A 16,313-nucleotide genomic window follows, 5' to 3' on the forward strand; every position below is an offset into this window, starting at 1 on the left:
GGCCGCGTCCCTCATGCTCGCTCGACGAGCGAACGCACGATGCTCCGTGCCAGCGGCAGGGCCAGGAGCAGGGTGGGGAACGCGATCAGCCAGGAGAGTCCCCAGGCGGACATCCATTTGCCGAGGAAGCCGGGAGCCGGCCCCATATTCGTCATCGTGGCAACGGCCGAGACGACGAAGGTCATCAGGATGGACAGGATGAACGGCATGAGTAGACTTGCCGTCCGGGCGGGAAGACGCTTGATCTTCATGGATTTTCTCTTTGGGAGAAGGAGCGGCACGGAAGACAACATGGGCACCTCGCAGCATTGTGCGTGACACCTTCGCCCCGTGACGGTCCGAAGGGTGGTGCGTTGCTTCTCGTGAGACGCTTACGGTCGATGACGATCGACATCCGTGTGGATAGCGGACAAGCCGGCACCTGGCAAGCCTTCGATGGGCTTCCGCCGGGCCGCTTTCCTTCCGGCTCCCTTCGGGTGTCGGCAGTTTTTTGCCGGTTCATGGCTTGCGCCTCTCGATCCCGCCGCCATTCCCGCCTACATCGGAACCATGCAGGATGATGCCGCACCGCAAGAGATGACAGAGGAAGGGGTGACAGGAGAGGCGCCGCTGGCGAAGCCGGCCCGCGCGTCGCGTCGCGGCTGGATCGTCGCGGCCTCCCTTCTTCTGCATTTTGCCATCCTTCTCCCCTTCCTCATTCAGTTGCCGTCCAGCCCCCTGCAGACGCCGCCGGAAGAGAGCGTTTCGGTGGAGATCGTGCCGCCGCCCGAACCACCGGAACCTGAACCGCCGAAGCCTGACCCCCCGAAACCCGATCCGCCGCAGCCGGAACCACCCAAACCCGAGCCGCCGCCCGAGACAAAGCCGGAGGCGCAGCAGCCCGTATCACCGCCGGTGCCCACCTTGCGGCCCGTGTTCCGGTTCGGGGAGGAAGCCGCCGGCCCGCAGCAATCGGTGGAAGGCAACAGCGCCGATGGCGACAAGGCGCCCGCTGAGGAGGCGCCGAAGCCCGAGACGCAGGCGAAGCCGGAACCGGCCCCACAGCCGGCGGAGGCAGAGGCGACGCCGCCGATGCCCGAGCCGGAGCCTGCACCCGACGCCGCCCAGCCGCCGGCCCCGCCCGTGCTGTCTGCCCAGGCGAATGCGGAAGAGGGGGCCGCTCCGGAGGAGGATGGCGCACCGCAGATCACGCTGCTGTCAAAGGTCGCGGTGCCGCAGCCGCGCCCGGTTGCCCCCACGCAAACCGCCACGGCCGAGCCAAAACCGGTCAAGCGGCTCTATTCCACGGAAAAGACCGGCAATGCCAAGGCCTCCACCGCCATGGCCGGAATTCCGCGTGGCGACCGTGCCGGCCAGCTCTGCGCCTCCGAACTGCAGGCGCAGCTGCTGCACGGTTCGCCCTCCTATCTGCCGGAACTGCTGCCAGCCTTCCGCTTGCCGGCCGGCACCAATGTGATGAACGTGCCGCGCGGCGCGTTCCGGGCGCGGGGTGCCTGGTACAATGTCAGTTTTCTCTGCACGCTGAATGCCGATGCCACGGAGGTGGAGGCTTTTTCCTATGCCGTAGGGGGGAGCATTCCCCGCAGCGAATGGCGCGAACGCGGCTTTCCCAGTTTCTGACACTCTGCTTGGTCCCAGAAAGGAGCCGGCCATGCCACAGACCGTGATTTCCATCCCGACGCGCGGCCAGGGGCTTTATGCGTTCAGCGATCAGGCTGCCGCCTTCGTGCATGCCGCAGGCCAGGCGGAGGGGCTGCTGACCATCTTCGTGCGCCACACCTCCTGCTCGTTGCTGATCCAGGAAAATGCCGATCCCGACGTTCAGCGTGATCTCGGCGAATTCTTCCGTCGCCTCGTGCCACCGAGCAATGAGCCTTCCATGCGCTGGATGGTGCATACCACCGAAGGGCCGGATGACATGCCGGCGCATGTAAAGGCGGCCCTGACGGCCACCTCCATCGGCATTCCCGTGATGGGTGGTCGCCTGGCGCTTGGCACATGGCAGGGTATCTATCTGTTCGAGCACCGCGACCGGCCGCACCGGCGCGAGGTGGTGCTGCACCTTTCGCCCTGACGCGTGCACCAGCCTGAACGATGCCTGAACGAAAGGTTCGGCTAACATTCAGATCCGCGACATTAGGTTTTGCTTCAACGCCCGCAAAGGCGGGATGAAAGACGAGGAAGGAAAACCATGACGCAGTTCCTTGCGAAGGCCGCTCTGGCCACTCTGATCGCGGCATCCAGCCTGATGGGATCGCTGTCCGCTGCTTCGGCAGCCGAAGGACCGGTGGTGAACGTGCAGTGGCGCGATGACGGTCGTTGGGATGGCCCCCGCCACCATCGTCCACCGCCGCGGGAAGGTTGCTCTCCCTGGTTTGCCCAGGAAAAGGCTTCCCGCATGGGCCTTCGCCGGGCCCGCGTGGTGGATGTGAACCGCCGTGTCGTGGTGGTGGCAGGTTTTGATCGCGGTGGCCGCGATCGCGTGGTCTTCGCCAATGTGCGCGGCTGCCCCGTCATTCGCCGCTGATCTGTCGCACCCGTGACGAAAGACGGACCCGCAGAGAGGGGGGAGCCCCTGCACATGGCTCCCGCTCATCTCTTCGGTGGCGTGCCTGATGACATCGCGCCGGAACGGGTGAGGGCCCGCTCCGGTCTTGACGCGGCCTTGCAGCCGTTGCCGCCAATCCTGCAGGTTGTCTGCCAGCCACGGACGGAACCTGCGCCATGGTCCGCTCCATCGCCCAATGGACGGAAGAGGCCGTCGCTCACGCCCCCCTAGCTTGTGAGCGGCGGCTTTTGTCGTTTGAAGCAGGCAGAAGCGGGCGCATTTGTGCGGCTTCGCTCCCCCGAGGGAACGCCTCCCGCCTCGGGCGGGAGGCGAGGGGGTCAGGGGGCCAGTTCGAACCGCATGAAGACGTTGACCGTATAGGTGTTCTCGCCGCCGGAGACGGGGACGGAATCGGCCTCCTTTGCCATGGCCATGCGCATCATCGGCGCCGGCCGGATCGGCATCGGGAGATCTGCATTTTCCTCCAGCGAGACAATGCGGCCCAGCTTGACGCCGGCAGCCTCCGCCAGGGTGCGCGCCTTTTCCACGGCATCCTCCACCGCGCGACGGCGCGCTTGCGTGAGCGGCACCTTCGTGTCGTCATTGGTGAAGCTGATCTGGCCGCCCTGGTTGACACCAAGCTTGACCGAGCGATCCAGCAGGCCGCCCAACTTCTGCAGGTCGCGGACCTTCACCGTCAATGCATTGGTGACCTGATAGCCGGTGGTCTTCGGCGGTGACGGTTCGTTGCTGCTGTCGCTGCTCTGCTGGCTGTAATGTGGATAGATGGAAAAGTCGCTGGTCTGGATATCCCGCTCGGCAATACCGTCTGCCTTCAGCGCCGCCATCACCTCGCGCATGGCGGCATTGTTGGCCGCGAGTGCCGCATCAGCCGTTTCCGCCAGCCGCGTGACCGACAGCGACACGACCGCCATATCCGGCGCGACTTGTGCTATGCCCTGACCGGTGACGCTGATGACGGCGGGCTGCGGCGGGCCGTGCGGTGGACCGGGGGGCGGGGGCGGTGCCTGTGACAGTGCCACCGCCGGCGCCACCAGACTTCCGGCAAGAACCAGGCAGAGGGCCATGCCCTTGCGCCGTCTTGAGATGTTCATCATGCTCATCCTCCGCATCTTTTAGTCCGCGCGCACGCAGTGCATGACGGGACATTTCTGGTTGCAGCCCCTTGCTGCCTGCAGAATATGAAGCCAATGCGGCAGTGGCTTGTCGGCTGGCTCTTTTTGCGTTAGAGCCCACCCTTATGGCAGCGATGAACCATTGCATCCTTCCAACCTTCCTGACGGGAAGGCCGGGCCTGTAGCTCAATGGTTAGAGCCGGCGGCTCATAACCGCTTGGTTGGGGGTTCGAGTCCCTCCGGGCCCACCACCTCAATTTCACCATTGTAGCTTGACGCGGATGTAGCTTGACGCGTGTAGCTTTGTAGCCGGACGCCGATTTCCGGTGTAGCTTGTCAGCGATTTCCGGAATTTTGACACGCAAAACCGGAAAAACCGATTTTTAGGTATCGCCTGTTTCTAAGCGCATTTGCTGCGCTTCGCGAAGCCGTTTCCAGAAGCGATAAGCCGATCGAACGGAGGGCGTTCTTTGTTCGCCAAAGGTCGCCGCGCAGTCGGCAACGATCTTTTCCATAGGCAATATTCCAAACCGCTCAACACAGAACAATGCAACTTCTGCGTCGTTCAGAAGCAATCCCTTTGAGGCGGGTTCGCGAACCCTTGGAAGTCCGTTCAAAAGGGCTTCATAACGTTTTTTGCGCCGAGCTTTTCTCCCGTTGGAAACGCGGGACTTTTCAACCGTTCTCATTGGACAATCGCCGCCTTCTATCAATGCAAGTCGGGGGACGGTTGCCGCGTTCAGGGTTTGTTTTTCGAGCGCGCCGGAAAATCTGCTCGACGGCGCTTTCAGTAATGACAAGCCTTGTGGCAATATCCGGATTGGAAAGTCCTGCCTCGCGATAACGAATAGCGCGAAGTGTCTTCGATACCGGTACCTTGAGGAAGATTCTTGCATAGCGTTTACTCAGCAGGGCGGCATTTTCAGGGCCAATCAAGGTGCCGAGTGATGAACGTTCGCTGTGGATGGGGACGTAAAGCCGGGTTCCTCCAAATGCTTCCACCAAGCGGATGAAACCTTCTTCACCAAGAAGGTCAATCAGTTCCCGTTCAATGTCGCTGCCGTAAACCTCGTGGTTTCGGATTTTTCCCACGATCCGGAAAATCCTTCCTTGCTTTGCTAAAGATATCTTCAACAGCGGTCTCCGTCAGGCCAAGCCTCCTTGCTACCTCCTTGTTGCTCAAGCCCGCTTCGCGATAGCGGAGTGCGCGAAATTGCCGAGCAAGAGGAACCTTGATATAGCCGCCCCTGTACTCTCCCGCCAGTTTCCGCGCTGCGCTTAGCCCGATCTCGTCAGGCAGGCTAGACCGATGAGGATCAGCCGGAATGTAGAGACGCATTCCGGCATGGGCTTCGACCAGCCGGAAAAAGTCATCCTCGCCAAGCAGGTCAAGCAGCACCTGCGCGATGTCGGATGTCTTATACTCCATTGAGTTCATCGCACCTGCCATGAAATCCTTCCATCTGAAAAGTGCCCCCGGCAGATCATGAGCGGCGGCTTCTGCCGGGGGCGCCATGGGCCGGAGGTATGGCCCATGGAAGCGTGTCAATTTCGGCCGATCACCCGGCCCGTGTTGGCGGTTGACTGCACCCGGACGCCATCGACGCCGCTGTCAGCGTTGACGATGCGCAATCCCGGATCGAGGCCGATCATCATGCTGCCCTGCATCTGGACGGGGGCTTGTGCTGCCGATACGCCGGACTGGACAGCGGGCAAGGCCGAGCGCCCGGCAATGCCGGCGGCGTTGTCGTTGGAGGCGGCGCCGATGGAGGGGCGCACCTGAATGGTGTTGATCTCGCGAAGCTTCCCGGCAAGATCCTTGGCAAGATCAAATGCCTTCTGCATCTCGCCGGTCTGAATGTCCGGGCTGGCCGAGATCTGGAGCATATCCTTGATCTGCTGGCCGATATTGCCTGCCTTTGCAGTCGCATCGACACCACCGGATGACAGTGCCGCAATGAATTCCCGCATGTCCTGCTGTGCGGCAAAAGGCCAATCATTGGTCAGGGCAGCCAGGTCTTTGCGCTGCTGGTCGATGGTCGCCCGGTCTGCCGGTGAAGCGCTTCCGGCAGGGCTGGCCTTGTCCAGGCCAAGCCAGGAGCGTGGCGTCCCGACATTCTGTTCCAGCCAGTTGTTGTAGCCGTCCCACTGCTTTTTGTTGCCGTCCATGAACTTCTGAAGCTCGTTTGCGTCGCTGGGGATGGCGCTCGCCAGCGAGGCGGCATTGCCGACGCCGAAAAGCATGGACCACATGGACGGCCTGCCGATCCCGGCCGCCTTGGTCGCGGCCTCGTTGACGCGGCCGAGCTGGTCGGCAAGCCCACCAACTCCAGCCGAGGAGCGCGAAAGCATTCGCATCAGGCCCGTGATCGCCCGCAGAGGCGCAAACAGCGCCGCAAACCCGGCCGTGATAATGGGGATCGCGATGCCGAGAGCGCCGATTGCTCCCGCCGCGAGAATAGCGCCGCCACCGGCAACAAGAAGCTGGCGTCCGAAGCCACCCGTTTCCTTGTTGAACGCGCGGAACGCATCCAGCGCCTTGCCGATACCCTCATTCAGCGTCGGAAGCCACTCGCCAAAGGACGAGCCGATCTCATCGCTGATCTGCGACATGAGATCCTTGAAGATGGTAAGTTGCTTGTTCAAGCCCTGCATCTGGGTATTGGTATCGTTCCTCGTGGTCGATCCATCGGCCTTGGCGATCTCGTCGCGGATCGACTTGTACTTCTGCATGTTCGCCAGCATCGGGATCAGGAAGCCGTTCACCTGCATGTCCGAGAAAAGCCCGCTCAGTGCGCCAGCGCCGGAAATGGCAGTCAGCTGTTTGCCCACCTGCTCAAGGGCGTCCGCGCCTTCAATGCCGTTATCCTTGGCCTTCTTCAGCATGGCTTCGACTTCGCTGCCGGATACACCCGTCAGCTTGGAAATCTTCTGAATGACCGCTTCAATCGGGCTGATGCCCTGGATCACGGCGTTCTGCATCACCGCCATGATGTCGACGTTCATCTTCTCGAAGTTCTTGATCGTCTCCTGCGATGTGATCTTCGACAGGAAATTATTGAGGTTGTTCGCCGCCTCCGCAGGGTCGGAAGTACCCATGCGGGCAACCTGCAACATTGCGGCAAGCTGCGTTGTCGCACCCTGTCCAGTTACCCCGAGCTTCGCGACCTGTCCGGTCAGAACCGGGAAATACTTCGCCATGTCCTTCAATTCGAAGGAGCCGAGCTTGCCACCCACAACGAGCTTGTCCATGGCCTGCCCCAACTCACCGGCCGGAACTTTCAAGCTCTGCATCAGTGACGTGGCAACACTGGCGATATCCTTGATGTCGGCATTGGCGGCGGTCGCAGTGCGGGCAATGTTGCCGATGGATGCATCGACAAGGCTCTTGTCGAGACCGGCCGCGATCATCTGTCCGGCCGCGCCCGCGATGTCCTGCGAGGAAATCCCCACCTGCCGCGCAAGGTCCTGGTACATCCCCTTCATCTCGGCAATGTTCTTGAAGGCCTCTTGCCCCACAAGGCCCTGTGTCACAGAAATATCGAGTAGCTTTTGCTGAAACGCCGCAGCGTCCTGGATAGGCCCCAAAAAGGAAAGTGCCCCGACCGCCGCACCGACCGCGCCGATCTTGCGGGCCACATCGGCAATACCACTCAAGGAGGCCTGCAAACGCCGCAGCGGCGAACTCAGCAAGTCCTTGAGGCGGACGATCACGTCCAGGGCCATGTTGCGGTTTGCCATGCGTCACCCTTTCCTTTGAAGAAGATGGCCCGGCGGTGGTGGAGCCGCCGGGCCATCCCAACCGCATCAAGTGCGGCCGATTTGCCCCCGCTCACCAACGAGGGCCTTGGATAGGGGCGCAACAGGAAACGCCCCCATCACATTCCTTAAATGTGATGGCTGACGATCAATTCCGCCGAGCGCGCCCAGGTGTTCGTTTCGCCGCCGTTCACCAGTTCGGCATTCAGCAGCGCGCGTGCTGGATCCTCCAGATTTGGGGGAACGATCAGATGCGTCGGCGTGATGCCCATACGCTTGCCGTCCATCTTGCGCAGGTTCATCATGGAAAGCCGCGCGGAAATGTAGTTCGCCTTGTTCAAGGTTGACCTGGAGCAATGCGCCAACTGCCACAGGCCGAAGCCGGCATTGCAACGCCCGCGCACGCCATAGACATATTCGTCCTTCATGAAGACGTAGGGATCGTTGGGAGCGGTGAGCGACTGAAGGTCGAAGCTCGTCCGCTCCTGGAAGAGCATCGGCTTCAACACCTGTCCGCAGTCCAGCAGATACCAGGCGTCGCCGTCTCCCGCCGTAAAGTTGGAAACGGAAATCTCTTCCTTGCTCTCGTTGTAGGCCTTGTGGTCCGTGTCGAAGAAATACTGCCCATCATAGCATCGTTCGGACGTGCCGTCGCTCAGCAGTTCGAAGACCAGCTGATCCGGGAAAAGCGCCGTCTGTTCGCCAAGGCGCGCTGCCAGAGGGGAGAAAATGCCATAGGTATCATCTTCGATCTTCTCCCGCGGGATCGTGATCGTTTCCTCGAACTTCCGATTGACGACCGTGTACCGGGAGCGGGAAAGCGTATGGAGAACGCGATCACCCAACCATTCGCGAATGCCCGGAAGATCGTCCAGCCAGGCGTAGGTTTCCTGACTGGTGGAAGACACGGTGCGCATGGCGACCAGGTCGAGATAGGTCTTGGGAGAGGCCTTCCCCTTGTTGAAGGCAACGTTGATGCCCGTGAAGAGGGAAGAAAGAGTGTTTGCGTTGATATCCATTTTGCCGCCCTGAGTGTCAATTGCTGACACCATGCGGCACATCAAGGTGGGAGTTCATGCCCATAACGGAGGGCATGAAACGGCATTCATCCTGAAAATCGCACGGAAGTCATCCGCTTTTCATGCCCGCGACTATGGGGTGTGCCGGGGGGCCGGAAATCGCCTGATCCCAATCCGCCTGTAGGCGGTCCTTCCTGGTCGGCACCCCGCCAAATTAACGCGGCATGTATCGATCGACCAGCGCGAATATGGTCTCTGCAATCATTGTCTCATCTTCCTTGGAAATTCCGAGATAGGGACGAGCGGGAATTGTCACGCTATCGGTTTTCACAAAATGGTCGCCAATTCTGAAAGCAAGGTGCGAAGCGATTTTCGGCTTGATCTCGCCACCAAACTGATGAATGGCAGCGTAAACCTTGTTAGGCCCAACCCGAACTTCGCTGGAAGATGCCCTGCTATTGATGCTGTCCCGAAGCAGGCCGCTTTCAACCAGGGTGTATGTTTTTGTCTTCGTCTCGGCATATTGCTTATTGAGTGCGGCCCAGGCGTTGCCGTCCGGATCGGTGCCGCTGATAAAACGCTGATGGGTTGAACCCACCAGCCCCGTGCCGATTGCTTTCATAACCGGCGTAGTATTGCGCATCACGCCTTCAAGTTGGCGGAACGCCGCTTGTACCTCCTTGTCCTGCACTGTCACCGAAAATGGCGCACCGGTCATAGACTGATCTCCAAGCCTCAATTCGCAAGCGGTGGCTTCTCATGCCCGGCAAGGATCTGTTCCTCCGCCACCATGAGGCCAGACATTATGTCGATCTTCGCTTTCGTAAAGCCCTCTGCCCGCTGTGGCGAAAGCTCGCCGCGCTCGATAAGCTTGTCGTCGGCAGCGCAATGCATTTGCAGCGCTTGTCCGCGCACCTGTACCAGGAAGACAAGCTGTTCCTTCGAAAGCGTGTTCAGGTCGATCTGCGTGTCCAAAACGATATCCCTCAAATTCGCCCGTCAGGCGCGTTTTTTAGTCCAGATGATGTGCGGCACCCAACAGGTCATAAAAATCCGCCTATGGGCTTTGAGGCGGCTTCGAAATCAATTTCCGAGCCGTAAACCTCATCAATCTCATCAAGCATCTTCGCAACTTCCCAGGCAATTCTATCCAGATCTTCGTCTCGTTGCAGTTCAGAAATCACATACCGCTGCTGATCCTCGTCCAGACGGTGAATGTTTCGAACGATCCACCCTTCGGCGCGGTAACGCACCAGCAGCAGCGTTGCCAGTTCCTTCAGAACGCCCGACTTTTCGAGTGCCTTGATTTTCTTTGTAACCCGCTTCTCCTCGGGAGACCGGGGCTTAGGCCCCGGCTTCGACTTACGGGATCTCTTCGCGTTTTCCTTTGCCACCTCAGCCTTGTGACTTACCTTGAGGCTCCGCTCCATGTTGTTGATCGCATTGAGCGTGTAGTGGAGCTGCCGTGTCGTTTCTGCCTGTTTCCAGAGGCGCTGGTCTTCGACGCTGATGTGTTCGCGCAATGCCATGGGATCGGCGATCGCTGCCCACAGCTTCGACCGGTTGCGAGGCGACCTAACGCCGACCGTCACACTGAGGTGCGGCATCACGTCAATCGGCTTCGGCATCGCGCCGATCTTCTCCAGCGCCGCAGCCCTGCGGTCTCGCGGCATGGCCTCCCAGGCGTCGCGAAACTGCTTCTCCCGCCAGTCTCCGGTTTCCATGCGGCCGGTCGGCTCGCGACCGGTTTCAGGGTCAGGCTCGCGCAGGACGGCTTCAAGGTCAGGGTTCTCGCGCAGTTTTGCGGCTATACGGTTCTGCTTTTCAGGTCCGAGCTTCGCCAGCTTGATCAAGCGTGTCTGATCATCGGCATAATCTGTGCCACGGATAGCGTCTCTCAGCGATTTTTCCAGAAGACGGATCGAGTAACGCCTACGACCCTCACGTTCGGAAATGCCGAATTTATCAAGTAAGTCTTTGTAGAAGCTTGGTTTTTTTGATAAATCTAAATCGGCATTAATCCGGCCATCTTGGCCGCTTTTCTTCCTGCGGCCCGGTTCTATCTTTCCAAAAGTTGCTTCCCACCATTCGCGATAGGCCGAAAAGTGTTCCGCCGCTTCGAGAGCGTTCAACTCCGACTGCGACAGATTGTCAGCGATGGCCAAACTAGAGGCTTCATCCTTGGTTCGCAAGAGCGCATTGATCGTGGGCCATCCCAGCTTTTGCGCTGCCCAAAGCCTCCTTGCGCCGTAAATCAGCGTAAACTGCTTCCTGTCTCCACGTGCGGTGCTCTTGTAAACGGCAATCGGCGTCTTCTGTCCGTCGCTCTCCATCTGGCGCATCAGAAGCATTGCAGCAGCCTCGTTATGCGGCCGGACATATCCATCCGGCACATGCACCAGATCAACGGGTATCGCGATCACTTCAGCCAAACCGCGTCATCTCCTGTGGTGGAAACTCCGCTAAGATGATTGCGGTCATCGGTTCCGATCCGGTCATTCTTCGCCTTTCGGAAACTCTCCGGACGCGGTGAGGAAGCCCTGTTCTTTTAGGTACTGGATCAAGAGCCCGTCCATGAGCGCAGCCAAAGACACACCAGCGTGCGCAGCAGCTCGTTCACCAGCCTTCTTTACTGTCGGCCTCATCCGCACTGCAAAGGCTTCTGATTTTCGCTCGTCCTCAAGCGCCATTGTATAACACACCGTTGACAAATCTTCGTTGTTAGATATGTATAACGGTGTTGAATACAAAACTCAAGCGGCCCAAGCGGGTGTTACCAGCACCAGCGAGGGCCTAACCAAACGGCAAAGGAGGCCCTTATGCCACAGGCTGCTTTCGCAGATAGCACAACTGCGCCCAAAGGTCAGCAGACCTTCCAACTCGATTTCGATGTGTTCATCGACACATTGCGAGAACTGGAGGCTATCTGCTTCATGCTGGAAGGCGCGTTGAGCCAGACAGGCTTCATTCATCAGGATATCGTGGCCGGTATCCACGGTCTTATCCGTGGCCGCGTGGAGGATCTTCGCGTGATCTACGGTGACGCCATGGCGGATCGCGAGGCTTTTCAGCGGCTGTTGGCGATCCGGCAGACACGGTCAAAGCTGGATCAGGCCGGCTCGGTGCAGGATGCGAAACAGCCCTCCGCCTCCAAACAGGAGGCAAGCGCATGACTGCCACTCTGGACAAGAAGGAAATCGATCAGCTTCGCGAAGATCTGGAAGAGGGGATGGCGATGCTGAAAACCCTGGCCGAATGCTCCTGCCTCGCCCTCGATCATGGCGATGTTGACAGCAATTTCACCTTTGGTCTTTCCAGGCTGTTCGATGCCGCATTCCAGCGCCTGGACGGCACCGAAGCCGCCCTTCGCAAGATAAGCGGCGGCGCGGAGAAAATGGATCGCGCACAGGCGGAGGAATGGGCGAGGGACAAGCTCACCTTCCTCCAGGACGAGCAGCGTGGCGCTGTCCAGTCGAAGAAAAAATAGCATTTGTGTCCGGTATGGTCAGGGGCGCTGCGATCCGTCGCGGCGCCCTTTTCCATGCCAGTTTTCCGCTGCGCTTTCGTCATTCACTGCCGGTGATTTTTGAACAACCTTTGAGGCCTCATCAACACCCGTTCGAAGGCCTCTGTCATGCGTTCCCTTGCCCGTCTTTCCCGCATCAAATACCCCGCCTCCAATGTCGTTCCGGCTTGGCTTCTTTGCTACTGGAGGTTGCTCCGTTCGGATGCCGCCAGAGACTATGCGAAGGCGTGGATCATGCTGCCCCAGCGCTTGCCGCCGGGCGTCCCATGCCCCACAGTTGATCAGATGGCTACTGCTCTTGTGGATCATAATTTGGTGGACCGTTAGCGCTCGACGGTGGAAAGTTCTTGCATGCTGCATTCACGCTCTATCCGACTGAAAACACATGGTTTTACGCTGAAAAAGCGAACATGCCAGCGACTAGCAAGTTAGAATTGGATTTTTCTCGATTTTTTGCACGGTTTGAAGACTTTGCGGCGGAAATCCTCAAAGTCTGAAAAAGCCCGGAAATGCGGGCTTTTTTGTCCTTCCGTCTGGCCTTTAAAAGGCTTTTCAAAAGCCTCTCAAAGAGACTTTTAAAAATGGCCCGAAGCCGCGTTTTTTGCGCAAATTTCGAGGCTTTTTTGTCAAAATGGCTTTTCCGCACAGCGCCGAAAACGGTCAAAAATATCCAGCAAAAACACATGCTTGGACGGAAAAAGACGCGAAATGACGAGAAATGACGGTTTTCCGGAAATCTATGTCAAACAACATCCGGAATTTTGACAGCCAAAACCGAAAAATGGAATTTCCGGAAAGCCTGTCAAAATGTGCGTTTTGAGCGGCGTTCAAACGTCTTTCCAATACTTTTCAAAGCCGCTTCAAATTTACCGATTTCTCAAACACCGCGCTAACCAAAAGCGGTCTTTGGTTTTGACGGTATCATCGGTCTCGGGCACCGTGAGGCTGAGATGCTGGCCCATCTCCAATCCCTTCAATGTGAAATGGAGAAGCAAGATGGAGATCCCATCTTTTGGGCCAGCCGGACCTACCTTTGAGCAGGCAGCAGAGAGTTATCTCGCTCATGGCGGCGAGGCTCGGTACATTCCGCCAATCGTCGCCTATTTTGCCGGCCGGCCTCTGACATCGATCCACCCGTTCGATATCCGCAAAATGGCGGAAAGCATTTACCCCGCGCACAGCAATGCCACACGCAACAGGCAGGCCATCACACCGGCAAGAGCTGTCATGATGCACGGCTATGACCGTGGGTGGTGCCCGCTCATTCGCGTGCGGCGTTTCAAGCAAGACCGACCGGCTCGGCCGAAACCAGCGTCGCCGGTCTGGCTGCATGCCTTCGCCAGGCAGTGCGACAAGGATGGCTTGCCCCATGTGGCGGCCGTAGTGCTCTTCATGGCTCAAAGCGGCGCGCGGATCAGCGAGGCGATTGCGCTGCGGTGGTCCGAGGTAGACCTGAATGCTCGCACGGCCCTGTTGCTCAAGACAAAGACGTCGACCAACTCCGTGCGGTTTTTGACAGACGAGGTTGCTGCACGGCTCCGGGACCTGCGCGGCACTGCCAAAGGCAGCGACAGGGTTTTCCGATACACCTCGCGCCACAGCGTCAATGAGCGCATCCGGGCCGTCTGTGGTCGGGCCGGCATCCCGCACAAGCCGCCGCATACATGCGGGCGACACACCTTTGCCACGCGCGCGATCGAGCTTGGAATGGATGTGCGCACCACAATGGCGGCAGGCGACTGGCGATCCTCGTCAGTCTTTCTGGAGACCTATGTGCATCCACGGCTGAATGCCGGACGCCTGGTCGCCGATCGCTTTGCTATGGATGCTTTCGACGAAATCTGATGCGGTTTTCAAAGAGCTGCCGGCAGACGCATTTTCGGGCTGCCGGCACGTACAGATGATGATGGGGCGTCACGACACCCGCAGATTGCCTGCCAGCACGTAGTCGCGGATCACCTTGCCGATTTCGATATGCGCCCATGTGCTGTCATGAGCGGCATCAATCGCAGCAACAAACGTGATTTCGTAGGCATCGCCCACGGCTGGCGTTGCAGACCAGCCAGCATCGACGTTGATGGTGCCATCCGCTCGCGTATAAAAGACAACACCGGCCGCTGTGTTCGCAGCGGCTCCGGTCGTAAACCGGATGGAATAGCCCTTGTACAGGTCAGCCACCCAGCCAGCCTTGCTGCTGTCAATGAATTCATACTTGGCAGTGACACCCGTCAGAGTACCGGTAATGCTTGGCCGTCCGGCCGGCACGATGACATAGCCACCATCCAATGTCTTGACATTGGAGGCATTGACCTCGACAGCACTGCATGTCTCGATCACGCCGGTCAGATCGAAATATCCGCTCTCCTGACGAAATCCGCTCGGTCCCGTATCGCGCAGCCATGCATTGATTTGCAGACGGGTGGCCTCGGTCGAGACTTTTGTCTGACCGGCTACAGTGGTCCATGCGTCGGTGGTGTTTGTCGACGGCGGCAGCGTCATCTGATGCCACTTGATGCCGCGCGGCGCATACCAGCTAACCGCCTTTAGCAGATTGGCCCGGAACGTCGCGAAGCCCAGCCCTTTGTCGTTGTTGCCGTAGTTGGAAATGATGTTGTTAGCCAACTCGGCAAGCCGGTTCCGGGTGCGATCGCGCACAGAGCTGGCGAGCGAATTGACGAAATCATCCAGCTTTTCACCGCCGAGACCCATGGGGATATAGCCGCACAGCGGTGTCGTCTGGTCCTGCATTTTGAGGTCCAGCCGGTTCGTGATGCCACGAACGATGAAGCCTCCCTCACCGTAGCCGACACCTCCATCTCCGGTGCCAGCCCCCTTGCTGTCCGCAACGATGGCAACAGACGCACACGGACGCTTGGGGCGGCCAAGAATTGTGAGCGGGGTATAGATGTTATTGGGCGATGCCGACACATCTAGCGTGGCGCCTGGGATAGTGCGGTCGCCGAGACTGGCGACCTCCCCGACATCGCGGATACCTCCGCCCGATGCACGCCCTGCTGCGCCGCCGATCAGCCGCGTGCGAGCGCCAGCGGTCTGCTCGCGGATAATCGTTTTCGGCTGCCCGATTGCGGCAAGCCCCTCCTGGCACGCCTTGGCATAATTTGCCTGTACGCCAGTTGTCGCATTGCGCGATCCGATGCAAACGCGGTACGCAATGGCCCCGGGATAAGCCGCTGGCGACGTGACGGTGATGGAGCCGGTGCTAGCTCCAGCCGGGATAGTCGCCACCGATCCTGCCGACAGAAGGCTCTCGCTTCCGTCTGCAAAAATGTAGCAGACTGAAATCAGATAGCTGGCACCCGCCGCCAGCGCCCCACCCGTACCAGAGGCCGATACAGCAGGCGCATCCGGCGCTGGGGCGGCAAACGTGTCGCTGGCTGTTTTGGTATAGAACCGCTCTCCTTTGGAGAGAGGCAGGAAAACCGGGTCAGAAAAAAGCACGCAACCGGGATCGACACGTGCACGCCGCGACCCGTTGAAAGCGACCGGCACCGTGTGGCCGTCATTGGCAGTCTCAGTGCTGCCAAGCTTGTCCATCGCAGCGGTCACATTGATGGGGCTATAACCAGCCTCCATGATGCCGGGAGACGCCGTGCCGTAATTGGCATACACGAGGATGAAGTTGCTGCAGTCAACCGCAAGCGTGTGCTTCTTGCGATATGATACCTGATTGAGCTGAGTGTTTTGCGGAGAGTTGTTGCTGCTGAGGGCAGTCCCTCCCGACGCGACAGGCTGATATCCAGCCTGTCGAAGCGCATCGAGTGAAGCCACCCCGCTGGCGGCCAGCGCCTCGACGATATCCGCAACTTCCGCAGCGTCATATTGAGCGTCTTCCGGATTTATTTCGATCTTTGCCATTACGATGCTGCCTTTGTGAAAACGATGTATTTGCCGGCAAAAGCCAGCGCGGATCCGGCAAAAGCCAGAGCGCCATTGGGGGCACCACCACCCTCGTCGAGGGTGAGGCCGGCAGCCCTGGACGTCGCGATGCCTCGCAGCAGCGGCCGATCCGCATACCCGATCAGCCGGGGAAGCTTGGTTTGAAGCCTGCTCATACGCTGCTCCAGGCCTTCGCCGAATTGCCGGCCGTGTTGCCGCGCACGTCGATCCGAACAAACGGGAACGGCGCATAGCGGCCAATGCGCTCATTGGCGCCAAGGCTGTCGATGACTTGCCAGACGGCACCAGCATCCACGCGGGCCAGCACATCAAAAACGGTCTGGTCCGCTCCACCGTCAACCTGCACAAAGAAAATCTCGGCCGGCGAAAAAGATGTGCCCTGTGCAGAGGCAGCGGTCGTATCCAAG

At 59.3% G+C, this 16,313-nt stretch carries 20 protein-coding genes and 1 tRNA gene; 7 read left to right on the plus strand and 14 right to left on the minus strand.

Annotation, left to right across the window (positions count from 1 at the left end):
• Positions 1-11: 11 nt before the first annotated feature.
• Positions 12-251 (minus strand): DUF2798 domain-containing protein, encoded by a 240-nt coding sequence (locus tag F3H95_RS08155; protein ID WP_149745513.1) that lies wholly within the window; start codon positions 249-251, stop codon positions 12-14.
• Between the two features lie 325 nt (positions 252-576).
• On the opposite strand from F3H95_RS08155, the gene F3H95_RS08160 reads away from it, so the two are divergent.
• The 3 genes from F3H95_RS08160 to F3H95_RS08170 all read left to right on the plus strand — a co-directional run bounded on the left by F3H95_RS08160 (position 577) and on the right by F3H95_RS08170 (position 2,527).
• A complete protein-coding gene (locus F3H95_RS08160; RefSeq protein ID WP_149745514.1) occupies positions 577-1,620 on the plus strand; it encodes a DUF930 domain-containing protein in 1,044 nt (347 codons plus the stop codon).
• Positions 1,621-1,651: 31 nt separating this feature from the next.
• A complete protein-coding gene (locus tag F3H95_RS08165) occupies positions 1,652-2,074 on the plus strand; it encodes a secondary thiamine-phosphate synthase enzyme YjbQ (RefSeq protein ID WP_143125760.1) in 423 nt (140 codons plus the stop codon).
• Between the two features lie 117 nt (positions 2,075-2,191).
• Positions 2,192-2,527, plus strand: a complete 336-nt coding sequence (locus F3H95_RS08170; RefSeq protein WP_149745515.1) for a hypothetical protein — start codon at positions 2,192-2,194, stop codon at positions 2,525-2,527.
• A 359-nt stretch (positions 2,528-2,886) separates the two neighbouring features.
• On the opposite strand, the gene F3H95_RS08175 is transcribed toward F3H95_RS08170, so the two are convergent.
• Entirely contained in the window at positions 2,887-3,663 is a 777-nt protein-coding gene (locus tag F3H95_RS08175) for an SIMPL domain-containing protein (protein WP_244617917.1), read from the minus strand.
• Between the two features lie 196 nt (positions 3,664-3,859).
• Between F3H95_RS08175 and F3H95_RS08180 the strand changes: the two genes are divergently transcribed.
• Positions 3,860-3,935 (plus strand) — tRNA-Ile (locus F3H95_RS08180).
• A gap of 132 nt (positions 3,936-4,067) precedes the next feature.
• Here the strand turns inward: F3H95_RS08180 and F3H95_RS08185 are convergent.
• From F3H95_RS08185 to F3H95_RS08225, 9 genes are all read right to left on the minus strand, one after another.
• Positions 4,068-4,373 (minus strand): hypothetical protein, encoded by a 306-nt coding sequence (locus tag F3H95_RS08185; RefSeq protein ID WP_149745516.1) that lies wholly within the window; start codon positions 4,371-4,373, stop codon positions 4,068-4,070.
• Positions 4,360-4,776 carry a hypothetical protein gene (locus tag F3H95_RS08190; protein WP_244617918.1) on the minus strand — a complete coding sequence of 139 codons (417 nt, stop codon included), beginning with the start codon at positions 4,774-4,776 and terminating at the stop codon, positions 4,360-4,362. Before F3H95_RS08190 ends, F3H95_RS08185 begins: the two co-directional genes overlap by 14 nt.
• On the minus strand, positions 4,733-5,134 hold the full coding sequence (locus F3H95_RS08195; protein WP_244617919.1) for a hypothetical protein: 402 nt from the start codon (positions 5,132-5,134) through the stop codon (positions 4,733-4,735). Before F3H95_RS08195 ends, F3H95_RS08190 begins: the two co-directional genes overlap by 44 nt.
• Before the next feature lie 95 nt (positions 5,135-5,229).
• Positions 5,230-7,425 carry a phage tail tape measure protein gene (locus tag F3H95_RS08200; RefSeq protein ID WP_149745517.1) on the minus strand — a complete coding sequence of 732 codons (2,196 nt, stop codon included), beginning with the start codon at positions 7,423-7,425 and terminating at the stop codon, positions 5,230-5,232.
• Positions 7,426-7,571: 146 nt separating this feature from the next.
• On the minus strand, positions 7,572-8,462 hold the full coding sequence (locus tag F3H95_RS08205; protein WP_149745518.1) for a Mu-like prophage major head subunit gpT family protein: 891 nt from the start codon (positions 8,460-8,462) through the stop codon (positions 7,572-7,574).
• Between the two features lie 214 nt (positions 8,463-8,676).
• Complete coding sequence (locus F3H95_RS08210; RefSeq protein WP_149745519.1) at positions 8,677-9,180, minus strand: phage virion morphogenesis protein; 504 nt, start codon at positions 9,178-9,180, stop codon at positions 8,677-8,679.
• A 17-nt stretch (positions 9,181-9,197) separates the two neighbouring features.
• A complete protein-coding gene (locus F3H95_RS08215; RefSeq protein ID WP_149745520.1) occupies positions 9,198-9,437 on the minus strand; it encodes a hypothetical protein in 240 nt (79 codons plus the stop codon).
• Positions 9,438-9,505: 68 nt separating this feature from the next.
• A complete protein-coding gene (locus F3H95_RS08220; protein WP_244617943.1) occupies positions 9,506-10,885 on the minus strand; it encodes a ParB N-terminal domain-containing protein in 1,380 nt (459 codons plus the stop codon).
• Positions 10,886-10,957: 72 nt separating this feature from the next.
• Positions 10,958-11,152 carry a hypothetical protein gene (locus tag F3H95_RS08225; protein ID WP_149745522.1) on the minus strand — a complete coding sequence of 65 codons (195 nt, stop codon included), beginning with the start codon at positions 11,150-11,152 and terminating at the stop codon, positions 10,958-10,960.
• Positions 11,153-11,281: 129 nt separating this feature from the next.
• Between F3H95_RS08225 and F3H95_RS08230 the strand changes: the two genes are divergently transcribed.
• The 3 genes from F3H95_RS08230 (at position 11,282) to F3H95_RS08240 (ending at position 13,833) form a co-directional block, all read left to right on the plus strand.
• The gene (locus tag F3H95_RS08230; protein WP_149745523.1) at positions 11,282-11,635 is read left to right on the plus strand and encodes a hypothetical protein; all 354 of its coding nucleotides are present in this window, start codon (positions 11,282-11,284) and stop codon (positions 11,633-11,635) included.
• Positions 11,632-11,949, plus strand: a complete 318-nt coding sequence (locus tag F3H95_RS08235; protein WP_149745524.1) for a hypothetical protein — start codon at positions 11,632-11,634, stop codon at positions 11,947-11,949. Before F3H95_RS08230 ends, F3H95_RS08235 begins: the two co-directional genes overlap by 4 nt.
• 1,035 nt (positions 11,950-12,984) lie before the next feature.
• Positions 12,985-13,833, plus strand: a complete 849-nt coding sequence (locus tag F3H95_RS08240; RefSeq protein ID WP_188134322.1) for a tyrosine-type recombinase/integrase — start codon at positions 12,985-12,987, stop codon at positions 13,831-13,833.
• A gap of 69 nt (positions 13,834-13,902) precedes the next feature.
• Here F3H95_RS08240 and F3H95_RS08245 read toward each other — a convergent pair whose 3' ends face one another.
• Genes F3H95_RS08245 through F3H95_RS08255 form a run of 3 tightly spaced genes read right to left on the minus strand, consistent with a single transcriptional unit; the run spans position 13,903 to position 16,312 of the window.
• A complete protein-coding gene (locus tag F3H95_RS08245; protein WP_149745526.1) occupies positions 13,903-15,864 on the minus strand; it encodes a hypothetical protein in 1,962 nt (653 codons plus the stop codon).
• Positions 15,864-16,061, minus strand: a complete 198-nt coding sequence (locus tag F3H95_RS08250) for a hypothetical protein (RefSeq protein WP_149745527.1) — start codon at positions 16,059-16,061, stop codon at positions 15,864-15,866. The genes F3H95_RS08245 and F3H95_RS08250 overlap by 1 nt, the downstream gene beginning before the upstream one ends.
• Complete coding sequence (locus tag F3H95_RS08255) at positions 16,058-16,312, minus strand: hypothetical protein (protein ID WP_149745528.1); 255 nt, start codon at positions 16,310-16,312, stop codon at positions 16,058-16,060. The genes F3H95_RS08250 and F3H95_RS08255 overlap by 4 nt, the downstream gene beginning before the upstream one ends.
• Between the last annotated feature and the right edge of the window lies 1 nt (position 16,313).

It is taken from the genome of Rhizobium sp. RU35A (assembly GCF_900156005.1).
Taxonomy (GTDB): domain Bacteria; phylum Pseudomonadota; class Alphaproteobacteria; order Rhizobiales; family Rhizobiaceae; genus Neorhizobium; species Neorhizobium straminoryzae.